The sequence below is a fragment of the Flavobacterium sp. genome, assembly GCF_035292545.1.
In the GTDB taxonomy this organism is placed as follows: Bacteria; Bacteroidota; Bacteroidia; order Flavobacteriales; family Flavobacteriaceae; genus Flavobacterium.
In genome coordinates this window covers 1-15,995 of the sequence record NZ_DATDPV010000029.1, presented here as the reverse complement: position 1 = coordinate 15,995, position 15,995 = coordinate 1, and the positions used below count along the sequence as shown (strand labels likewise).

At 35.8% G+C, this 15,995-nt stretch carries 13 protein-coding genes; 8 read left to right on the top strand and 5 right to left on the bottom strand.

Annotated elements, in window-relative coordinates; genetic code table 11:
* Nucleotides 1–775: S41 family peptidase (locus VI621_RS04615; protein ID WP_324217209.1), on the top strand; the 775-nt coding region annotated here is incomplete at its 5' end.
* 2 nt (nt 776–777) lie between these two features.
* Nucleotides 778–1,590 (top strand): OmpA family protein, encoded by an 813-nt coding sequence (locus VI621_RS04610; protein WP_324217208.1) that lies wholly within the window; start codon nt 778–780, stop codon nt 1,588–1,590.
* On the opposite strand, the gene VI621_RS04605 is transcribed toward VI621_RS04610, so the two are convergent.
* From VI621_RS04605 to VI621_RS04590, 4 genes are all read right to left on the bottom strand, one after another.
* Nucleotides 1,591–2,037, bottom strand: a complete 447-nt coding sequence (locus VI621_RS04605) for a GNAT family N-acetyltransferase (protein ID WP_324217207.1) — start codon at nt 2,035–2,037, stop codon at nt 1,591–1,593. It abuts the gene before it with no gap.
* Nucleotides 2,038–2,047: 10 nt separating this feature from the next.
* The gene (locus tag VI621_RS04600; RefSeq protein ID WP_324217206.1) at nt 2,048–3,037 is read right to left on the bottom strand and encodes a DUF4837 family protein; all 990 of its coding nucleotides are present in this window, start codon (nt 3,035–3,037) and stop codon (nt 2,048–2,050) included.
* Nucleotides 3,038–3,084: 47 nt separating this feature from the next.
* Nucleotides 3,085–5,226, bottom strand: coding sequence for a LysM peptidoglycan-binding domain-containing protein (locus VI621_RS04595; RefSeq protein ID WP_324217205.1), 2,142 nt, complete (start codon nt 5,224–5,226; stop codon nt 3,085–3,087).
* Between the two features lie 100 nt (nt 5,227–5,326).
* Nucleotides 5,327–6,514 carry a phosphoglycerate kinase gene (locus VI621_RS04590; protein ID WP_324217204.1) on the bottom strand — a complete coding sequence of 396 codons (1,188 nt, stop codon included), beginning with the start codon at nt 6,512–6,514 and terminating at the stop codon, nt 5,327–5,329.
* Between the two features lie 248 nt (nt 6,515–6,762).
* Between VI621_RS04590 and VI621_RS04585 the strand changes: the two genes are divergently transcribed.
* From VI621_RS04585 to VI621_RS04560, 6 genes are all read left to right on the top strand, one after another.
* Nucleotides 6,763–7,911: a DNA polymerase III subunit delta' gene (locus tag VI621_RS04585; RefSeq protein WP_324217203.1), complete on the top strand. Its 1,149-nt coding sequence runs from the start codon at nt 6,763–6,765 to the stop codon at nt 7,909–7,911.
* 4 nt (nt 7,912–7,915) lie between these two features.
* Complete coding sequence (locus VI621_RS04580; RefSeq protein WP_324217202.1) at nt 7,916–8,299, top strand: DoxX family protein; 384 nt, start codon at nt 7,916–7,918, stop codon at nt 8,297–8,299.
* 52 nt (nt 8,300–8,351) lie between these two features.
* Nucleotides 8,352–10,289, top strand: a complete 1,938-nt coding sequence (locus VI621_RS04575) for an ATP-binding protein (RefSeq protein ID WP_324217201.1) — start codon at nt 8,352–8,354, stop codon at nt 10,287–10,289.
* A complete protein-coding gene (locus VI621_RS04570; RefSeq protein ID WP_324217200.1) occupies nt 10,286–10,684 on the top strand; it encodes a response regulator in 399 nt (132 codons plus the stop codon). Before VI621_RS04575 ends, VI621_RS04570 begins: the two co-directional genes overlap by 4 nt.
* A 299-nt stretch (nt 10,685–10,983) precedes the next feature.
* A complete protein-coding gene (locus tag VI621_RS04565; protein WP_324217199.1) occupies nt 10,984–13,605 on the top strand; it encodes a CHASE domain-containing protein in 2,622 nt (873 codons plus the stop codon).
* A complete protein-coding gene (locus tag VI621_RS04560) occupies nt 13,602–13,994 on the top strand; it encodes a response regulator (protein WP_324217198.1) in 393 nt (130 codons plus the stop codon). Before VI621_RS04565 ends, VI621_RS04560 begins: the two co-directional genes overlap by 4 nt.
* A 27-nt stretch (nt 13,995–14,021) precedes the next feature.
* Here VI621_RS04560 and VI621_RS04555 read toward each other — a convergent pair.
* Nucleotides 14,022–15,995, bottom strand: a 1,974-nt coding sequence (locus VI621_RS04555; protein ID WP_324217197.1) for a helix-turn-helix domain-containing protein, incomplete at its 5' end; no start/stop codon positions are given.

The following is a 15,995-nucleotide window of genomic DNA, read 5'->3' as shown; positions in this document are numbered from 1 at the left end:
TTCGGCATCAGAAATTGTTGCAGGTGCCTTACAGGATTTAGACCGGGCTGTAATCGTGGGCAGCAGAAGTTTTGGAAAAGGGCTGGTGCAAAGACCAATTGATTTGAGTTACGGAACGCAGATAAAAATCACTATTTCCAGATATTACACACCTTCCGGACGTTGTATCCAGGCATTAGATTATACACACAAAGATAAAGACGGGAAAGCGATTCGTAAAGCTTCTGAAAGTTATAACGCTTTCAAAACCCGAAAAGGAAGAACGGTTTATGATGGCGGCGGTATTCTTCCGGATGTGGAATTGGCGGAAACAAAACTCAGCACCATTACGGAAGCAGTTGTGAAAAACGACGGGATTTTTAATTTCGTGACCGATTATTATTATAAAAACCCAAATTTAGGAACTGCCATTCCAACGCTTACTGATGCGGATTTTGCAGCCTTTAAACAATTCCTGAAAAAAGAAAATTTTTCTTTTGATACCGAAACGGAACTGGCATTGAAAAAAACTTTGGCAGCAGCCAAAAAAGAAAAAATTGACGCTGCAATTGCTGCAGAATACCAACAATTATTAGCTTCGTTGCAGAAAAGCGAAGAAAATTTGTTAAATCAAAACCAGAAAGAGATTAAAAATCTAATTTTGGACGAGATAATCAAACGCTATCAATACAAAGAAGGATTGTATTTGTATTACACGAAAAACAATTCTGAAATCAAAAAAGCGGTGGTTATTTTAAATAATCAGACGGAATACAACACATTATTAAAAATATAATCATGCGTTTATTAAAATTTTTGCCTTTACTGTTTTTCGGTTTTCTTCAAGCACAGGAAGAAGTGGTACAATCCGTTTATTTTGAATTTGACAAATACACTCTTGACGAAAAACAGGCTGCTGGTGTAATTGATTATATCCGTAAAACCGATTCCACACGAATAGAATCAATACAGATTTTTGGCTATTGTGATGACCGTGGAAAAGAAGCCTATAACTTCAAATTATCAAACAACAGAGCCAATACCATTAAGGAAAAATTGATGGAAAACGGAATCAAAAACAAGATTATTGTTACCATCGAAGGAAAAGGCCGCATTTTGATTGATGACGATTTGGTGGAAAACCTGCCCGAAGTCCGCTCGAAAAACCGCCGTGTCGATGTGGTTATCAACCTGAAAAAACTGCCGGAGATAGACATTCCCGGTTTCTTTACGTCAATCCAGAAAAAACATGTGGTCGGCGATCATATTTATCTTGAAAACCTTTTGTTCGAAAGAGGAAGCAGCAAACTCACGTTTAAAGCAAAAACGCAATTGGACAAACTGGCTTATATGCTTCAAAAATACAAAGCCCTTCAGTTTGAAATTCAAGGCCATGTTTGCTGTACGCCTCCAAATCAAAGAGAAGCAATAGACCGCGACACTAAAAAAAGGCAATTGTCTAAAAACAGGGCACAGTCTGTGTATAAATATTTAACTTTTAAGAAAATTGTCAAAACCCGAATGACTTTCAAAGGTTATGGAAATACGGTTCCGTTAGGAAAAGGTTCGGAATATGACAGAAGAGTGGAACTTGTAATTACATCAATATAATTATTCTCTTTTCATTTCAATATGTGGAATGTCGTCTTCTAAGTACATTTCGCTGGTTTTAATAAAACCGTGACTTTCATAGAATGTCTGCAAATACATTTGTGCCGAAATGGTGATTTTGCTTTCGCCAAAAAAATGCGCTATTCCCGCAATGGCCTCCCGCATCATATCGTGTCCCCATTTTCTGTCCCTGTAATCCGGATCAATGACTACGCGCCCGATCGAGGCATTATCAAAATAATCCCCGGCTTTAAAAAGTCTGGAATAAGCCACAATTTTCCCTTCAAATTCGCCTAAAAGATGCAACGCCAGCAGGTCTTTGCCGTCAATGTCCTGATAAACGCAATTTTGTTCCACTACAAAGACTTCGCTTCGTAATCCAAGCAATTGATATAGTTCGGCTACCGATAGCGTCTCAAAACGCTTTATTTTCCATTTTATGAACATTGGCTTTGTGTTATTTATTTTTCAAAAACTTTACTGATTTAATAATGGCCTCCAATTCGAACATCAGGTCACGTTTTTCTTTTGATGAGGCATAACAAAACCCTTCCAAAACCAACATTCTGTTGTTGGCTAAATCCTCTATGGAATAATTGATGAATGGGCCTGACATAAAATCATTTTCCAATTCCCAGGTGCCTTTGGTTTCGTAGGTTACTTTTCCGGCAATTTTGGTATTTGATAAATAGGGTGCATAGGCATCTTCGGTAATCATTCTGGTGTTTGGAACAGTTCCGTGAATGTATAAATTCCCGATAGAGTCCCGCATTTTTATAATATTGTTGATAACGCTCGAATTGGGATGTATTTCGATAGCGTTTATGGGAACCTGATAAATCAAAATGCTCGTGTTTCCGCTGGTGATTTCTTTCTTTAGCCAAATGAATTTGTCTTTTTCCATGACATATTTATACCCTTTAGGGATATTCAGGGAAATATTAAATTCTTTGATTATTCTCTGATTATCAATTAAAAACGTGTCAATCAAGCGTTGATTTTCGGCTATTTCGGTTTGCCTTATTCGCTGAATGATTTCGGGCGCATGTTTTTCGAGGTTGTCTAAAATTTCTATTACGGTTCTTCCGGAAATATGAACTACATTTTGTGGTGTTGCAAATTCATTTTCTATGATTTCAAAGTGGTTTTTATCCTCTTTTTTTATGACAATAATATTTCTGGCATTTGTCATATAGCCTTCAAGCAGTTTAACCGGATATTGATTTATTGTGAAAAGCGGTTCTTCCTGAGGCAATCCAATTACCGGAGCCGCAAACTTGTTTCTGATGCTGTCGCCAATTTCTCCGTTCCACAACTGATCGTCGATAATCACAGAAATAGAATTGATTTTTCCCGAAGTTTTTCCGGAAAATTTTTCGTCCTTTTCTTTACAGGAAATAAAAAAAAAGAAAAGTGACAGTAATAGAAAATGGGCCTTATTCATCATTTTTATTTTAATGAATTAAAGCCCAAATTTAGGTAAAGATTTTTTTATTATCCGTTTATTTTGAGTTTCATTCCCGGTTTAAGATTCTCCCCGTTAATTCCATTCCATTTTTTGATGTCTGAAATGCTCACCCCTGGATATTTTTTGGCAATGCTATAAAGTGAATCTCCTTTTCGAACAAAATAATGCTCCTGATTTTTTTTGGAAACTGCTGCTAATTTGTCTTTTTTAGTGGTTTTTTCTGCAACGATTTCTTTTGGGGTAATAATTTCTTTTTTAGATACGACCAACGTGCTTCCCAACTGGATATTGCTGTCGGTAAGATGATTCCATTCTTTAATTTCGGCAACAGTTGCGTTGTGTTTTCTGGCAATTGTACTTAGATTATCTCCTTTTTGAACAGTATAAAATTCAGTGGATTTTGTTGTTATTTCTGTCTTATCAACATTCTTAACACCCTCTTCTTTAGTTTCTTTTGCTTCATTTGAAACAATAGTTTCAACAGTTGTTTTTTCTGTTTTTATTTCCGGTTTAATTTCTTTTCTAACTTTAGAAACTACTTTTTCGTTAGTAATGATTTTCAGGCTTTTCCCAAAAGCAACATTGCTACTTTTAAGTTTGTTCCACTTTTTAATATCAGCAACAGAAACGTCATATTTAGCGGCAATTTCACCCAGATTGTCTCCTTTTTTAACTTTATAAGATTTCGTGGTTTTTACAAACGAAACCACTTTTACTTCTTTAAAAGTATTCTCCGTTCTGCTGTCTTTTGTTTCAACAGAAACGACATTATCCGTATTGGTTACCACAGGATTTTTTTCTGCATTTTCGCCATCTTTAACTCCTAAAGCTATATTTTCATTGGTGTGAATCTTTAAACTCCTGCCTAATGGAACATTATTGCTTTTAAGTTTATTCCATTTTCTGATGTCAGACATCGCAACACCATATTTTCCGGCAATTTCACTCAGGTTGTCCCCGCGTTTCACTTTGTGGTATTTCGTTCTTGAAACGACTTTACTTTCAGAATAATTACTCGAAGTATCACGAACAGCAATCGCTCTTTCATAAGTTCGTTCTCTTTTGTTATCCTCATGTTGGACATACGCGTAAATTTTATCTTCGTTTGAAGTATAAATTGCCACTTTATCATTCGGTAATCTCAAGAAATTATTTTGGCCCGAAATAAAAGGAATAACATCTCTTTTGTAAGATGGATTCAACATCTGTAATTGTGATATGGGAATACACAACAAATCAGAAATATGTTTGAAAGAAATCTGTTGTTTTACCATAATCGTATCCGTTTGAAAATGCTTAATAATGGCACGATTGGGTACAATTCCGTGTTCTTTATGGTATTCATAAATATACATCGTAGCTAAAAACGCCGGAACATAACCTTGGGTTTCTCTTGGAAGATTTTTTCTGATATTCCAATAATTTTGCTGACCTCCAGAACGTCTGATGGCTTTTGCCACATTTCCCGGACCGGAATTATAAGAGGCTAAAACCAAATCCCAATCGCCGAATATTTTATACATATTCAACATATATAATGCAGCCGCATCACTCGATTTTAAAGGATCGCTTCTTTCATCAACATAAGTATTGATATCAAGATTGTATTGTTTTCCGGTTTGATACATAAACTGCCAAAGTCCTGTTGCGCCCATTTTTGAAACCGCTTTTGGATTCAGCGCCGACTCTACAACAGCCAGGTATTTAATCTCTAACGGAACATTTTGCCTCGCCATCGCCTCTTCGAACATTGGGAAATAATATTCTGAAATGGCCATTAACCGTTCAAACGATCTTTTTCTGTTTTTTAGAAATGATTTGATGATGTTTTCAAGACCCTGATTGTATTCTATATTAAATGGTGACTTGGCATCCATTATCGCAAGTCTTTCTTTTAATAATTCGGTAGACAATTCATAATCTACTTTTTGATCAATATTGATGTTTTTTATATCAACCGAAAGGTCATTATAAATATCCAGGCTGGTCAGTTCTTTCATCCAAAGACTGTCCACGCAAGACGCAATATTGTCATGAACGAAGGAGGATTTTATAGAATCTAAATAGGCATTTTGGGTTTCTGCTTTTAGATTTCGAATGCTATTTTGGGCAAAAGTATTTAGTGATAAAAACAAAAGCAATGCTAGTGTGGTATTTCGTATATTCATAATTAATAGGTCAAAATGCTATAATTCAATTCATTGGGGGTATTACAAACATAATCAGTAATAACTTAAAAAATGAAAAAAAATTGTTAATTGTGATTTTTTAATCTAAAATTGCGGCAATTCCAGGTAACGTTTTTCCTTCTAACATTTCTAACATCGCACCTCCACCGGTAGAAACATAACTCATTTTTGACTCCAGTCCGAATTGTTTCACTGCTGCAACTGAGTCGCCACCACCAACAAGTGAAAAAGCACCGTTTGCAGTAGATTCAGCGATAAAATTCCCTAAACTGATGGTTCCGTTAGCAAATTTCGGCATTTCGAAAACACCTAATGGTCCGTTCCAAAGGATGGTTTTCGATTCCATGATAACTTTTTTGATGGCTTCCAATGATTTTGGTCCGGCATCCAATCCTTGCCAACCGTCCGGAATTTTAGTGACATCTACAATTTGTGTTTCGGCATCATTAGAGAATGCATTGGCTGCAACCACATCAACAGGAATGTGAATTTGAACGCCTTTTTCTTTGGCTAATTTTAATATTTCTAAAGCCAGTTCCATTTTGTCGTCTTCACAAATAGAATTTCCGATTTTTCCGCCCAAAGCTTTGACGAATGTAAAAGTCATTCCGCCGCCAATAATCATATGGTCGATTTTATCCAGAATATTTTCGATAACCGTAATTTTGGAAGACACTTTTGAGCCTCCAAGAACTGCAGTTACGGGTTTTTCGCTGTTTTTTAATACTTTGTTTAAACTTTCGATTTCTTTGGCCAATAGAATTCCGAAGCATTTATTTTCCGGAAAAAACTGGGCAATAATCGTTGTGGAGGCGTGGGCTCTGTGGGCTGTTCCAAAAGCATCGTTTACATAAATATCGCCTAACGAAGCCAATTCTTTTGCAAAAGCAACATCGCCGGCTTCTTCTTCTGAATGAAAACGAAGGTTTTCTAACAATAAAACTTGTCCCGGTTGAAGGTTTTTTGCAGCACTTTTAGCCACATCGCCAACACAATCCGAAGCAAAAAGCACTTCGGTTCCAAGAATGTCAGATGCGGTTTTCAAAATATGTTTCAATGAAAATTGGTCTTCTTTACCTTTTGGTCTTCCCAAATGAGACATCAGGATTACACTTCCGCCGTCGCCAAGAATCTTGTCGATGGTTGGTTTTGCGGCTTCAATTCTTGTAGCATCAGTTACCTTAAAATTTTCGTCTAACGGAACATTAAAATCTACTCTGATTAATGCTTTTTTATTTTTGAAATTGAAGTCTTGAAGTGTTTTCATTGGATAATTATTTTGGTGATTGACTATTTTATGAATTACAAATATAACATTTTTTATTTTTTGGAGGAAAATTCGATAAAACCCAATACACTTCTCCTCTAGCCCCGATTGCAGCGGCATCCTTTTTTATAATCGCTTTTTTCGTTTATAAAAAAGATAAAGCGGAAAGCGGGAAAATGATTTGTAAAAAAGCCAGAGCCTTTTGCTTCAAATTATAAAACTTAACAACTTTCTGTTATCTTTGCTTTATGCTATTTTCCCAAATTTTAGGTCAGGATTACATTAAAAGCCATTTGATTAACAGTGCGACTTCGGGCAGAATTCCTCATGCACAACTCTTTGTTGGCCCAGAAGGAAGTGGTACTCTGGCTTTGGCCATTGCTTATGCGCAATATATTTTGTGCAACAATTCAGGTCCTGAGAATGCTGGTGGAAACGAAGCGTGCAACCTAAAATTTAATTCGGTTTCGCATCCGGATTTGCATTTTATTTATCCGACGGTGACTACAGAAGACGTAAGAACAAAACCCAAAAGCCTTGATTTTATTGCCGATTGGCGTCAATTTCTTGCCGAAAATCCTTATGGCGGTTTATTCGATTGGTACCAGATATTGGGTGTTCAGAACAAACAGGGTGAAATTCGTGTCGAAGATGCGCAGGAGATTTTGAAAGCCCTGGCATTGAAATCCTACGAAGGCGGTTATAAAATCATGATTATCTGGATGGCGGACAAAATAAATATTGCTGCTTCCAATAAATTGTTGAAACTGCTGGAAGAACCTTCGGATAAAACGTTGTTTATTCTGATTACCGAAAATGAAGAAGATATTATCCAGACCATTCGTTCGCGTTGCCAGGTGTTGCATTTTAATGCGTTACCCGAAAAAGTGATTGCCGAAGCCTTGGTTTCACGTGAAAATGTAGAACCAAAAACAGCGGTGAAATTAGCCCATCAGGCACAGGGGAATTTCAACAAAGCCTTGCATTTATTGCACGAAGATAGTGAAGAGTTGCCTTTTGAAGAATGGTTTGTGCTGTGGGTTCGGGCCGCTTTTAGAGCCAAAGGAAATGCGGCTGCCATTCAGGATTTAATTCTGTGGAGTGAACAAATTGCCGGTTTGGGCAGGGAAACACAAAAAAAATTCTTGCATTTTTGCATCGATATGTTTCGTCAGGCGTTGCTTTTGAACTATCAATCGCCCGGTTTGGTTTATATGGAACCGAAAGTGGAGAAATTTAAACTCGAAAATTTTGCGCCATTTGTTAATGGTAACAATATAAATGATATTTTTATGGAACTTTCGGATGCGGTGTATCATATTGAACGCAACGGAAATGCTAAGATTATTTTGACTGATTTATCCATAAAATTGACCCGTTTAATACATAAAAAATAAAAATATGAACAATGTTGCCTCCATTTTAGTTTTAGTTTTTTTAGCCATTTCCTTTTTGCAATCGGGTCACGATAAATTATTTCACTGGAAAGACAATGTAGATTGGTTGAAAGGCCATTTTTCGAAAACCATTTTGAAAGATGTCGTACCTTTAGCTTTATTCAATATTTTAATATTGGAATTAATTGCCGGTATTTTATGTGCCGTTGGTTGTATTGAACTGATGGTAAACGGTGGAAGAACCTTTGGTTTTTATGGCGCTGTCTTTTCTTGTATTGCACTTATTATGTTGCTTTTTGGCCAGCGATTGGCTAAGGATTATGATGGTGCAAGAACAATTGTGATTTATTTTATTCCGGCGGTTATGGTTGTTTTTTGGTTGAGTTAAACAAATCCATAAGAAAATTATAATCATGAAAAATAATCAGTAAGTAACAATTATGGGTAAAGATAAAAAATCTGATGAGCTGATTATTGCCAACAAAGAACTTGCCTTTCAGAATGAAGAGAAAGAAAAAAGGGCGGCTGAATTAATCATTGCCAATAAAGAACTTGCTTTTCAGAATGAAGAGAAAGAAAAACGGGCAGCTGAATTAATCATTGCCAATAAAGAACTTGCCTTTCAGAATATAGAGAAAGAAAAAAGGGCGGCCGAATTAATCATTGCCAACAAAGAACTGGCTCGTCAAAATAAATTCAAAGAAAAAAGGGCGTCGGAATTAATCATTGCCAACGTAGAACTTGCTCTTCAAAATAAAGTCAAAGAAAAACGGGCAGCAGAGCTCATCATTGCCAATAAAGAACTTGCCTTTCAAAACATAGAGAAAGAAAAAAGAGCGTCTGAATTAATCATTGCCAACAAAGAACTTGCTTTTCAGAATAAAGAAAAAGAAAAAAGAGCCGCTGAGCTCATCATTGCCAATAAAGAACTTGCCTTTCAGAATAAGGAAAAAGAAAAACGAGCCGCTGAGTTAATCATTGCCAATAAGGAACTTGCCTTTCAGAATAAAGAAAAAGAGAAAAGAGCAGCTGAATTAATCATTGCCAACAAAGAACTTATCTTTCAAAATAAAGAAAAAGAGAAACGGGCCGCTGAGCTAATCATTGCCAACAAAGAACTTGCCTTTCAGAATATAGAAAAAGAAAAACGAGCCGCTGAATTAATCATTGCCAACAAAGAACTGGCCTTTCAGAATAAAGAGAAGGAGAAGCGGGCAGCTGAATTAATCATTGCCAATAAAGAACTTGTTTTTCAAAATAAAGAAAAAGAAAAACGAGCAGCAGAGTTAATAAGCCTTAACAAAGAACTTGCTGATTACAAATATGCTTTAGATCAATCCTCCATCGTAGCGATTACTGACCCAAAAGAAGTTATTAAACATGTAAATGATAACTTCTTTAGAATTTCAAAATACAGCCGAGAGGAATTAATCGGTCATGACAAACGCATTATTAATTCTGGATTTCATCCAAAAGAATACATACTAAGTCTATGGACAACCCTTGCTGACGGAAAGGTTTGGAGAGGTGAACTTAAAAACAAAGCCAAAGACGGAACCATTTACTGGGTAGATACCACCATTATCCCTTTTCTGGATGAAGAGGAAAAACCCTATCAATATGCCGCTATTCAATTCGACATTACTGAACTTAAAAAAACAGAACAAAAATTAAAAGAGCAATTGGTGCTGTTAAAGTATCAAAACAAGCAGCTTAATGATTTCAATTACATTATTTCTCACAATTTAAGAGGGCCATTGGTGAGCATTGCCATGCTGGTAGATTATATTGAAAACAGCAAGGACGAAGTAGAACAAAAGGAATTATTCAAGAAAATAAAACCCGTGCTTAATACGATAAGCGAAACCTTCGACGAATTAGTGGAATCCCTTCAGGTAAAATATGATCTCAAAATAAAATCAGACAAAATAATTGTTAAAGACAGCATCAAAAAAACGCTTTCAATATTGGGATACGAAATCAGTTCCGGTGAAGCAGCTATTGAGATAGATATTAACGACGCTCCAGTCATTAATTTTCCAGGAAAATATCTCAATAGCATATTATTCAATTTAATCAGCAACTCTTTAAAATACAAATCCCCCGACAGAAAGCCGGTTATTAAAATTAAAACCAAGAAAATAAAAGACCGAATACTATTATCTGTTACAGATAATGGTTTAGGCATTGATTTAAATATGCACAAAAACAATCTTTTCAAAATCAGAAAAGTATTTCATAAACATCCTGACGCCAAAGGGTTTGGTCTGTTTATGACAAAAACCCAGGTGGAAGCCATGGGCGGGAAAATTTGGGCAGAGAGCACACCTAATGTAGGCGCTACCTTTTTTGTTGAATTTATAAACCAAAATACATGAAGCTTGTTAAAACTATTGCAATCATTGATGATGATGATATATTTGTCTATATAACCAAGAAAGCTGTGGAGCAAACTAATATTGTTCAGCAAATTAAAGTTTTCGGCAATGGTAAAGATGCTATAGATTTTTTTAAAGAAAATGTTGATAATCCTGACTTATTGCCCGAAATTATTCTTCTTGACTTATCCATGCCCATAATGGACGGATGGCAGTTTTTGGATGAATACTCTAAAATCAAATACAAAATTGGAAAGAAAATTATAATTTATATTGTGACGTCCTCCATATCTCCCGATGATATGAGAAGAGCAAAAAAGATCGATGCTGTTTCTGACTTCATAATTAAACCCATTACCAAGGACAAGCTTATAGAAATTATAAAAAAATTATAGGTTACGCTTTTTTGAAATGGTTTAATTAAATTTCTTAAAATGTTGAATTTATTTTGGGTTTTTAATCTTTATTTCGTAGTATTGACGTTATATTAATAATAACTTCAGACATAATTGCATTAAGGGCTCAATTCTATCATTTTGGTTTATTTAAAATCCGAATTTATAGTAGTGTTCCGGCCCGAGGTGTTTATTACATAGAAAATTATCCGTTTATAATGGCTGCATCGGTTCAATAATTTTTTGCCGCCTGATTAAACATATTTTGGCCTTGGTTTGAAATACTTCGCAAATTTTTAATGATGATAAAACTCCCTTTCAAAGTATGGTCGCTTATTACAGCCGGGCTATTGCTTTTGGGTGTTTTTACATGGCTTCTGTTTGCTGATTATTTATTCCCCACCATTTCTGATAATTTTACTTACCAAGCAAATATTCTCAGCTACGATAATTTTTATGATGCGCGTAAAAATGATTTCAGCGGAGATATACTTACAAAAACAAAATATGGTTACAGCGTAGAGAAGAAAGACAACAATGTGCTCACTATTCGCAATTTTTTTGACGTGAGTAAACCTAGTGGCAATCCTATTTTTTCCGTCGAGCGGTTTTACGGAATTGACCAAATTACCGGCAAACATGTCTACGGATTTGGTTCTAAAAATCGGGATGGCTATCTTTTCGCACCAGAAAATGCAGGAAACGAATTTACCTACTGGCACATTAATTACGATGCGCCTGCCCACATGAAACTTCGCGGAAAAGAAAAAATTGAAGGCCTTATTGTTTACCGCTACGAATGCGATTACAAAGCAGACCAGACCTCAAATTTAAAAATCCTGCCGGGTGTTCCCGAAGATCGCGGTGTCGAAATGGACATCAATCTTAAGCTATGGATTGAGCCTACAACCGGGTATCTTATAAAATATGAAGACCGTACCACAGGCTGGTTTTATGATATGAAAACAAAAAAACGAATCCATCCATGGAACCGTTTTCATAATCAGTTTGAAGAAACCAGCATCAGCAATCAAGTACAGGTCGCCATGCTTGCCAAAGACTTTAAAAATTGGCAAAACTGGTATTTTCCGCTAAGCATTTTGTTTTTGATTTTAATCATCCTTTCTATAGGCTACCGTTCCGATAGAAAAAGCGCCTGGCGATCCTATTTTGCGACTGGTTTGATTTTATTCACAGGATTAACTTCTTCCATTTTTTTGTACAATTTTCTTAAAAAAAATGACGCCATAAGATTGGAAACCATTTTTAACCGCGATTGCGAATCCATCCGAATCAGTGTTCAACGCGAGCTGGAACGAAGTGTAGAAGTGCTGAATTCCATTAAAGCAAACTACGTTAGTCATAGGGAACTAACCAGAGCACAATTTCGGATTGCTGTTAATCATTCCCTGAAAAACACAAAAAACATCCAAGCGGTTGCCTGGATACCCTATGTTCCGCTATCAAATCGCAATGCTGCTGAAAGGCAAGCTCGGAAAGATGGAATTGCCGATTTTAAGTTTACTGAATTGCAAAATGAACAAATTGTCTCTGCTGGTAAAAGAGCCGTTTATTACCCAATATATTATATTGAGCCCTATGAATCGAACAAAATAGCGCTGGGATTTGATTTTGCCAGCAGTCCCGAACGAAAAGCTGCATTAGAAAAAGCCGCATCTATTGAAGAGCCTGTCGTTACTGAGCCCCTCATAATGGTTCAGCAAATAGAGGAAAAAAATAATAAATCATTTCTAATAATGATTCCGTTATACGAGGATGAATTGGGTCTAAGCAAAAATCATATTGTTCATTCCTACCTATCGGAAGGAATTAATATATTTGAACTGATGCAGGAAGCTATTTCACGGGTAAGCCTTAGCAATAATGTTTCAGTTACAGTGATTGATCTTGAAACAAAAAAAGGGGAAATTCTTTTTTCCAACAGCCGAAAGAAAAACACCTCTCAGTTTGAGAAAAAAAGCAGCCTACAGGTTGCAAATGGCCTTTGGGAACTACAATTTCAATCTACTCCAATATTAAACCGTCTGGAATCATCCTGGTTCACAATCATACTGCCAATAGTGGTGGCGCTGCTGGCTTTTATTCTTGGCATATTTGTTTTCAGTATGCTTACTAATGAAAGCAAAAAACTCCGAAGCATTAATATTCAATTGAAAAATGAAATTTCAGAACGTAAAAAAGCAGAAGAAAAACTGAATGAACACATGCATGTACTAGAGTCCCAAAACATACAGCTTTCTGATTTCTGCTATATTATTTCGCATAATTTAAGAGGACCATTAGTTAACATCTCCATGTTGATTGATTATATTGAAAGTAGCGGCGATGAATTGGAGAAAAAAGAAATGTTTGATAAAATAAAACCTGTAGTCAATACTATAAATGAAACCTTCAACGAATTAGTAGAGTCTCTTCAGGTAAAATTTGACCTTGAAATAAAATCCGAAAACAATTTTGTTAAAGATTCCATCGAAAAAGCGCTTGAAACATTAGAATTCGAAATTAATTCCAGCAAAGCAACTATTGAAATAAATATCATTGACGCTCCTATTATTAATTTTCCAGCAGTATATCTGAATAGCATACTGTTCAATTTAATCAGCAATTCTTTAAAATATAAATCGCCCGACAGAACGCCAATCATTACAATAAAAACCGAGAAAATCAATAATAGCATCGTGTTATCTGTTACTGACAATGGATTGGGGATTGACTTAAAAATGCATAAAAACAATCTTTTCAAAATCAGAAAAGTGTTTCACAAGCACCCTGATGCCAGAGGATTCGGCTTGTTTATGACAAAAACCCAAATTGACGCTATGGGCGGAAAAATATGGGCTGAGAGTATCCCAAATGTAGGCTCTACCTTTTTTGTTGAATTTATAAACCAAAATACATGAACCCTATAAAAAATCTTATGATTATCGACGACGACGATGTTTTTGTTTTCTTAACAAAGAAAACGATTGCTCAGGTCAATGTTGTTGAGAACATTAAAGTTTTCGATAATGGATTGGATTCCATAAATTATATCAAAGAAAATTGGGAAAATGCTGACTTGTTGCCCGAAGTTATTTTTCTCGATTTATCCATGCCCATAATGGATGGATGGCAATTTTTAGACGAATACATTTTGCTCGAACCAAAAATTGAAAAGGAAATTATTATTTATGTGATTTCGTCTTCCATATCTCCCGAGGATCTGAAAAAAGCAAAAAGCATCAATGTAGTTACCGACTTCATTGTTAAGCCTATAACCAAGGAAAAACTTATGGAAGTTATAAAATAATTGTAAATTTTTTAACTTCTCAAAACATTAATTGGTGAAATTCGCATTCAAAGTCGCTTTAAACATTTTCAATTCATCCCAAGTAAATTGATTACCGTGTTTTTCTTTCAATCCGTTTAGACTTTCTTCGGTATATCCTTTGAAAGCTTCGGCCAATGCTTCAATTTTGTCTTTTGGTAATAGATCCGAAATACTAATGGTTCCTGATTCAATGAGTTTGGCAAAATGACTGCCGATGGTTTGTGGTGTTAATTTTCTAATAGAAGCAATTTCCTTGATGGTGTTTTTTTGCTGCCACAATTCATAGGTTTCCTGAACGGTTGATTTTTTTGGTTCTTTGGCCTTTGAAGTCTTTTTCGAAGAATATCTTTCCAAATCCGCTTCGTCTTCTATCAGTGTAACATTTACGCTTTTGAATTCGGCTTGAATGGCTTCAAGTTTAATTATTTTATAGGTTTTAATTGCTGCCGAGTTCAGATTTTCTTTTGAAATCGTTTTGCCCTCAGCCACTGTTTCTATCAATAATTTTGCTTTCATCAATTGAAGTACCGCTTTTATTTGCATTTCTTCTAAAACCGAAAGTTCTTCAAAAAAGGCTTTCGCTTTTTTGGTTCGTTTCACTTCTTCTAATTTCCACAGAATTTCATAAACCAATTCATCCATTGGCGTTAGAAAATAAACGTAAGCGGCATTTATCCGTTCTGAAATATGATGAATATCAAAAGCCTCATCGGCAAAAAGTTTATCGAGTTGCGACATGAATTTTCTGGAAGGTTCCAAAAGTGACTGCATCACAGCAGATTGTTTTTTCGCCCAAGCGGCATGTTTTGATTTTTCGGATTTCTCAGCATCCTGATTGTAACTGAATTGGTGATTGCGCCATTCTTGCGTCAAATCATTCCACTCAAAACTGTTTTTCAGATAGTTACGGATAAAACTTTTGGTTTCCTGTTGCAACGAATTTTCCAATAGTTCTTCGCTGGCTTTGTTCAATGCGTAATCCATCACATCCTGATCATTCGAAATCCCATTCATACGCAACGGAGAAAGTAAAATTAAGCCTTCTAACGAGCGCAAACGCGAAAGCGCCACATATGCCTGTCCGGGAAGAAAAACTTGCGAAACATCGAGCGCCGCTTTGTCAAAAGTTAAACCCTGACTTTTATGAACCGTAATAGCCCATGCTAATTTAATCGGATAATGCACAAAAGTTCCCAGAACCTCCTCTTCTATTTCTTTAGTCATTTCATCGACTTTGTATCGAATGTTTTGCCACTCGTATTTTTCGACTTCAATAGTTTTGTTTTCTTCGGGAAAATGAACGAGAATTTCCTGACTCGATAATGATTTGATAATACCCATTTTTCCGTTGAAATAATGCTTTTCAAAAGACAAATCGTTTTTCACAAACATCACCTGTGCTCCTACTTTCAATTGTAGATTTTCATCAACCGGAAATATTTTATCGGGAAAATCACCCACAATTTCGGGTTTGTATTTTACTAATTTCTCTTCTAAATCCTGAAGTGCCTGTGCGTTCATCCCATCAGCTTTGGCATTATGGGTCGTTAAGGTGATATAACCTTTGTTCGCTTTTAAATCGAAATCCGGTTTTACAAACTCATTCAGCATCCTGATATCTTCCTGAGAAATTTGGTTGTTGCGTAAATTATTTAAAACAGAAATAAATCGATCATCCGTTTGACGAAAAATCTTTGACAATTCAATATAAAGCGGTGGATTTTGCTGAATGACATGCGAATGAAAAAAGAATTTTCCTTTGTAATATTTTCGTAAAGTTTCCCATTCCTCGTTTCGTATAACCGGAGGTAATTGTAATAAATCCCCTATAAACAATACTTGAACTCCACCAAAAGGAGTGCTTTTTTTACGGACACTTTGCATCATGAAATCGATGGCATCCAATAAATCAGCGCGAAGCATACTCACTTCATCAATAATCAGCAATTCCATATTTCGAATCACTGACTTTTTCAAGCC

What these genes read in the sequence shown, in the direction of transcription:
- VI621_RS04570 (WP_324217200.1), top strand. Translation starts at nt 10,286, where the DNA reads ATGAAGCTTGTTAAAACTATTGCAATCATTGATGATGATGATATATTT.
- VI621_RS04600 (WP_324217206.1), bottom strand. Translation starts at nt 3,037, where the DNA reads ATGATGAATAAGGCCCATTTTCTATTACTGTCACTTTTCTTTTTTTTT.
- VI621_RS04575 (WP_324217201.1), top strand. Translation starts at nt 8,352, where the DNA reads ATGGGTAAAGATAAAAAATCTGATGAGCTGATTATTGCCAACAAAGAA.
- VI621_RS04595 (WP_324217205.1), bottom strand. Translation starts at nt 5,226, where the DNA reads ATGAATATACGAAATACCACACTAGCATTGCTTTTGTTTTTATCACTA.
- VI621_RS04605 (WP_324217207.1), bottom strand. Translation starts at nt 2,037, where the DNA reads ATGTTCATAAAATGGAAAATAAAGCGTTTTGAGACGCTATCGGTAGCC.
- VI621_RS04565 (WP_324217199.1), top strand. Translation starts at nt 10,984, where the DNA reads ATGATGATAAAACTCCCTTTCAAAGTATGGTCGCTTATTACAGCCGGG.
- VI621_RS04585 (WP_324217203.1), top strand. Translation starts at nt 6,763, where the DNA reads ATGCTATTTTCCCAAATTTTAGGTCAGGATTACATTAAAAGCCATTTG.
- VI621_RS04580 (WP_324217202.1), top strand. Translation starts at nt 7,916, where the DNA reads ATGAACAATGTTGCCTCCATTTTAGTTTTAGTTTTTTTAGCCATTTCC.
- VI621_RS04610 (WP_324217208.1), top strand. Translation starts at nt 778, where the DNA reads ATGCGTTTATTAAAATTTTTGCCTTTACTGTTTTTCGGTTTTCTTCAA.
- VI621_RS04560 (WP_324217198.1), top strand. Translation starts at nt 13,602, where the DNA reads ATGAACCCTATAAAAAATCTTATGATTATCGACGACGACGATGTTTTT.
- VI621_RS04590 (WP_324217204.1), bottom strand. Translation starts at nt 6,514, where the DNA reads ATGAAAACACTTCAAGACTTCAATTTCAAAAATAAAAAAGCATTAATC.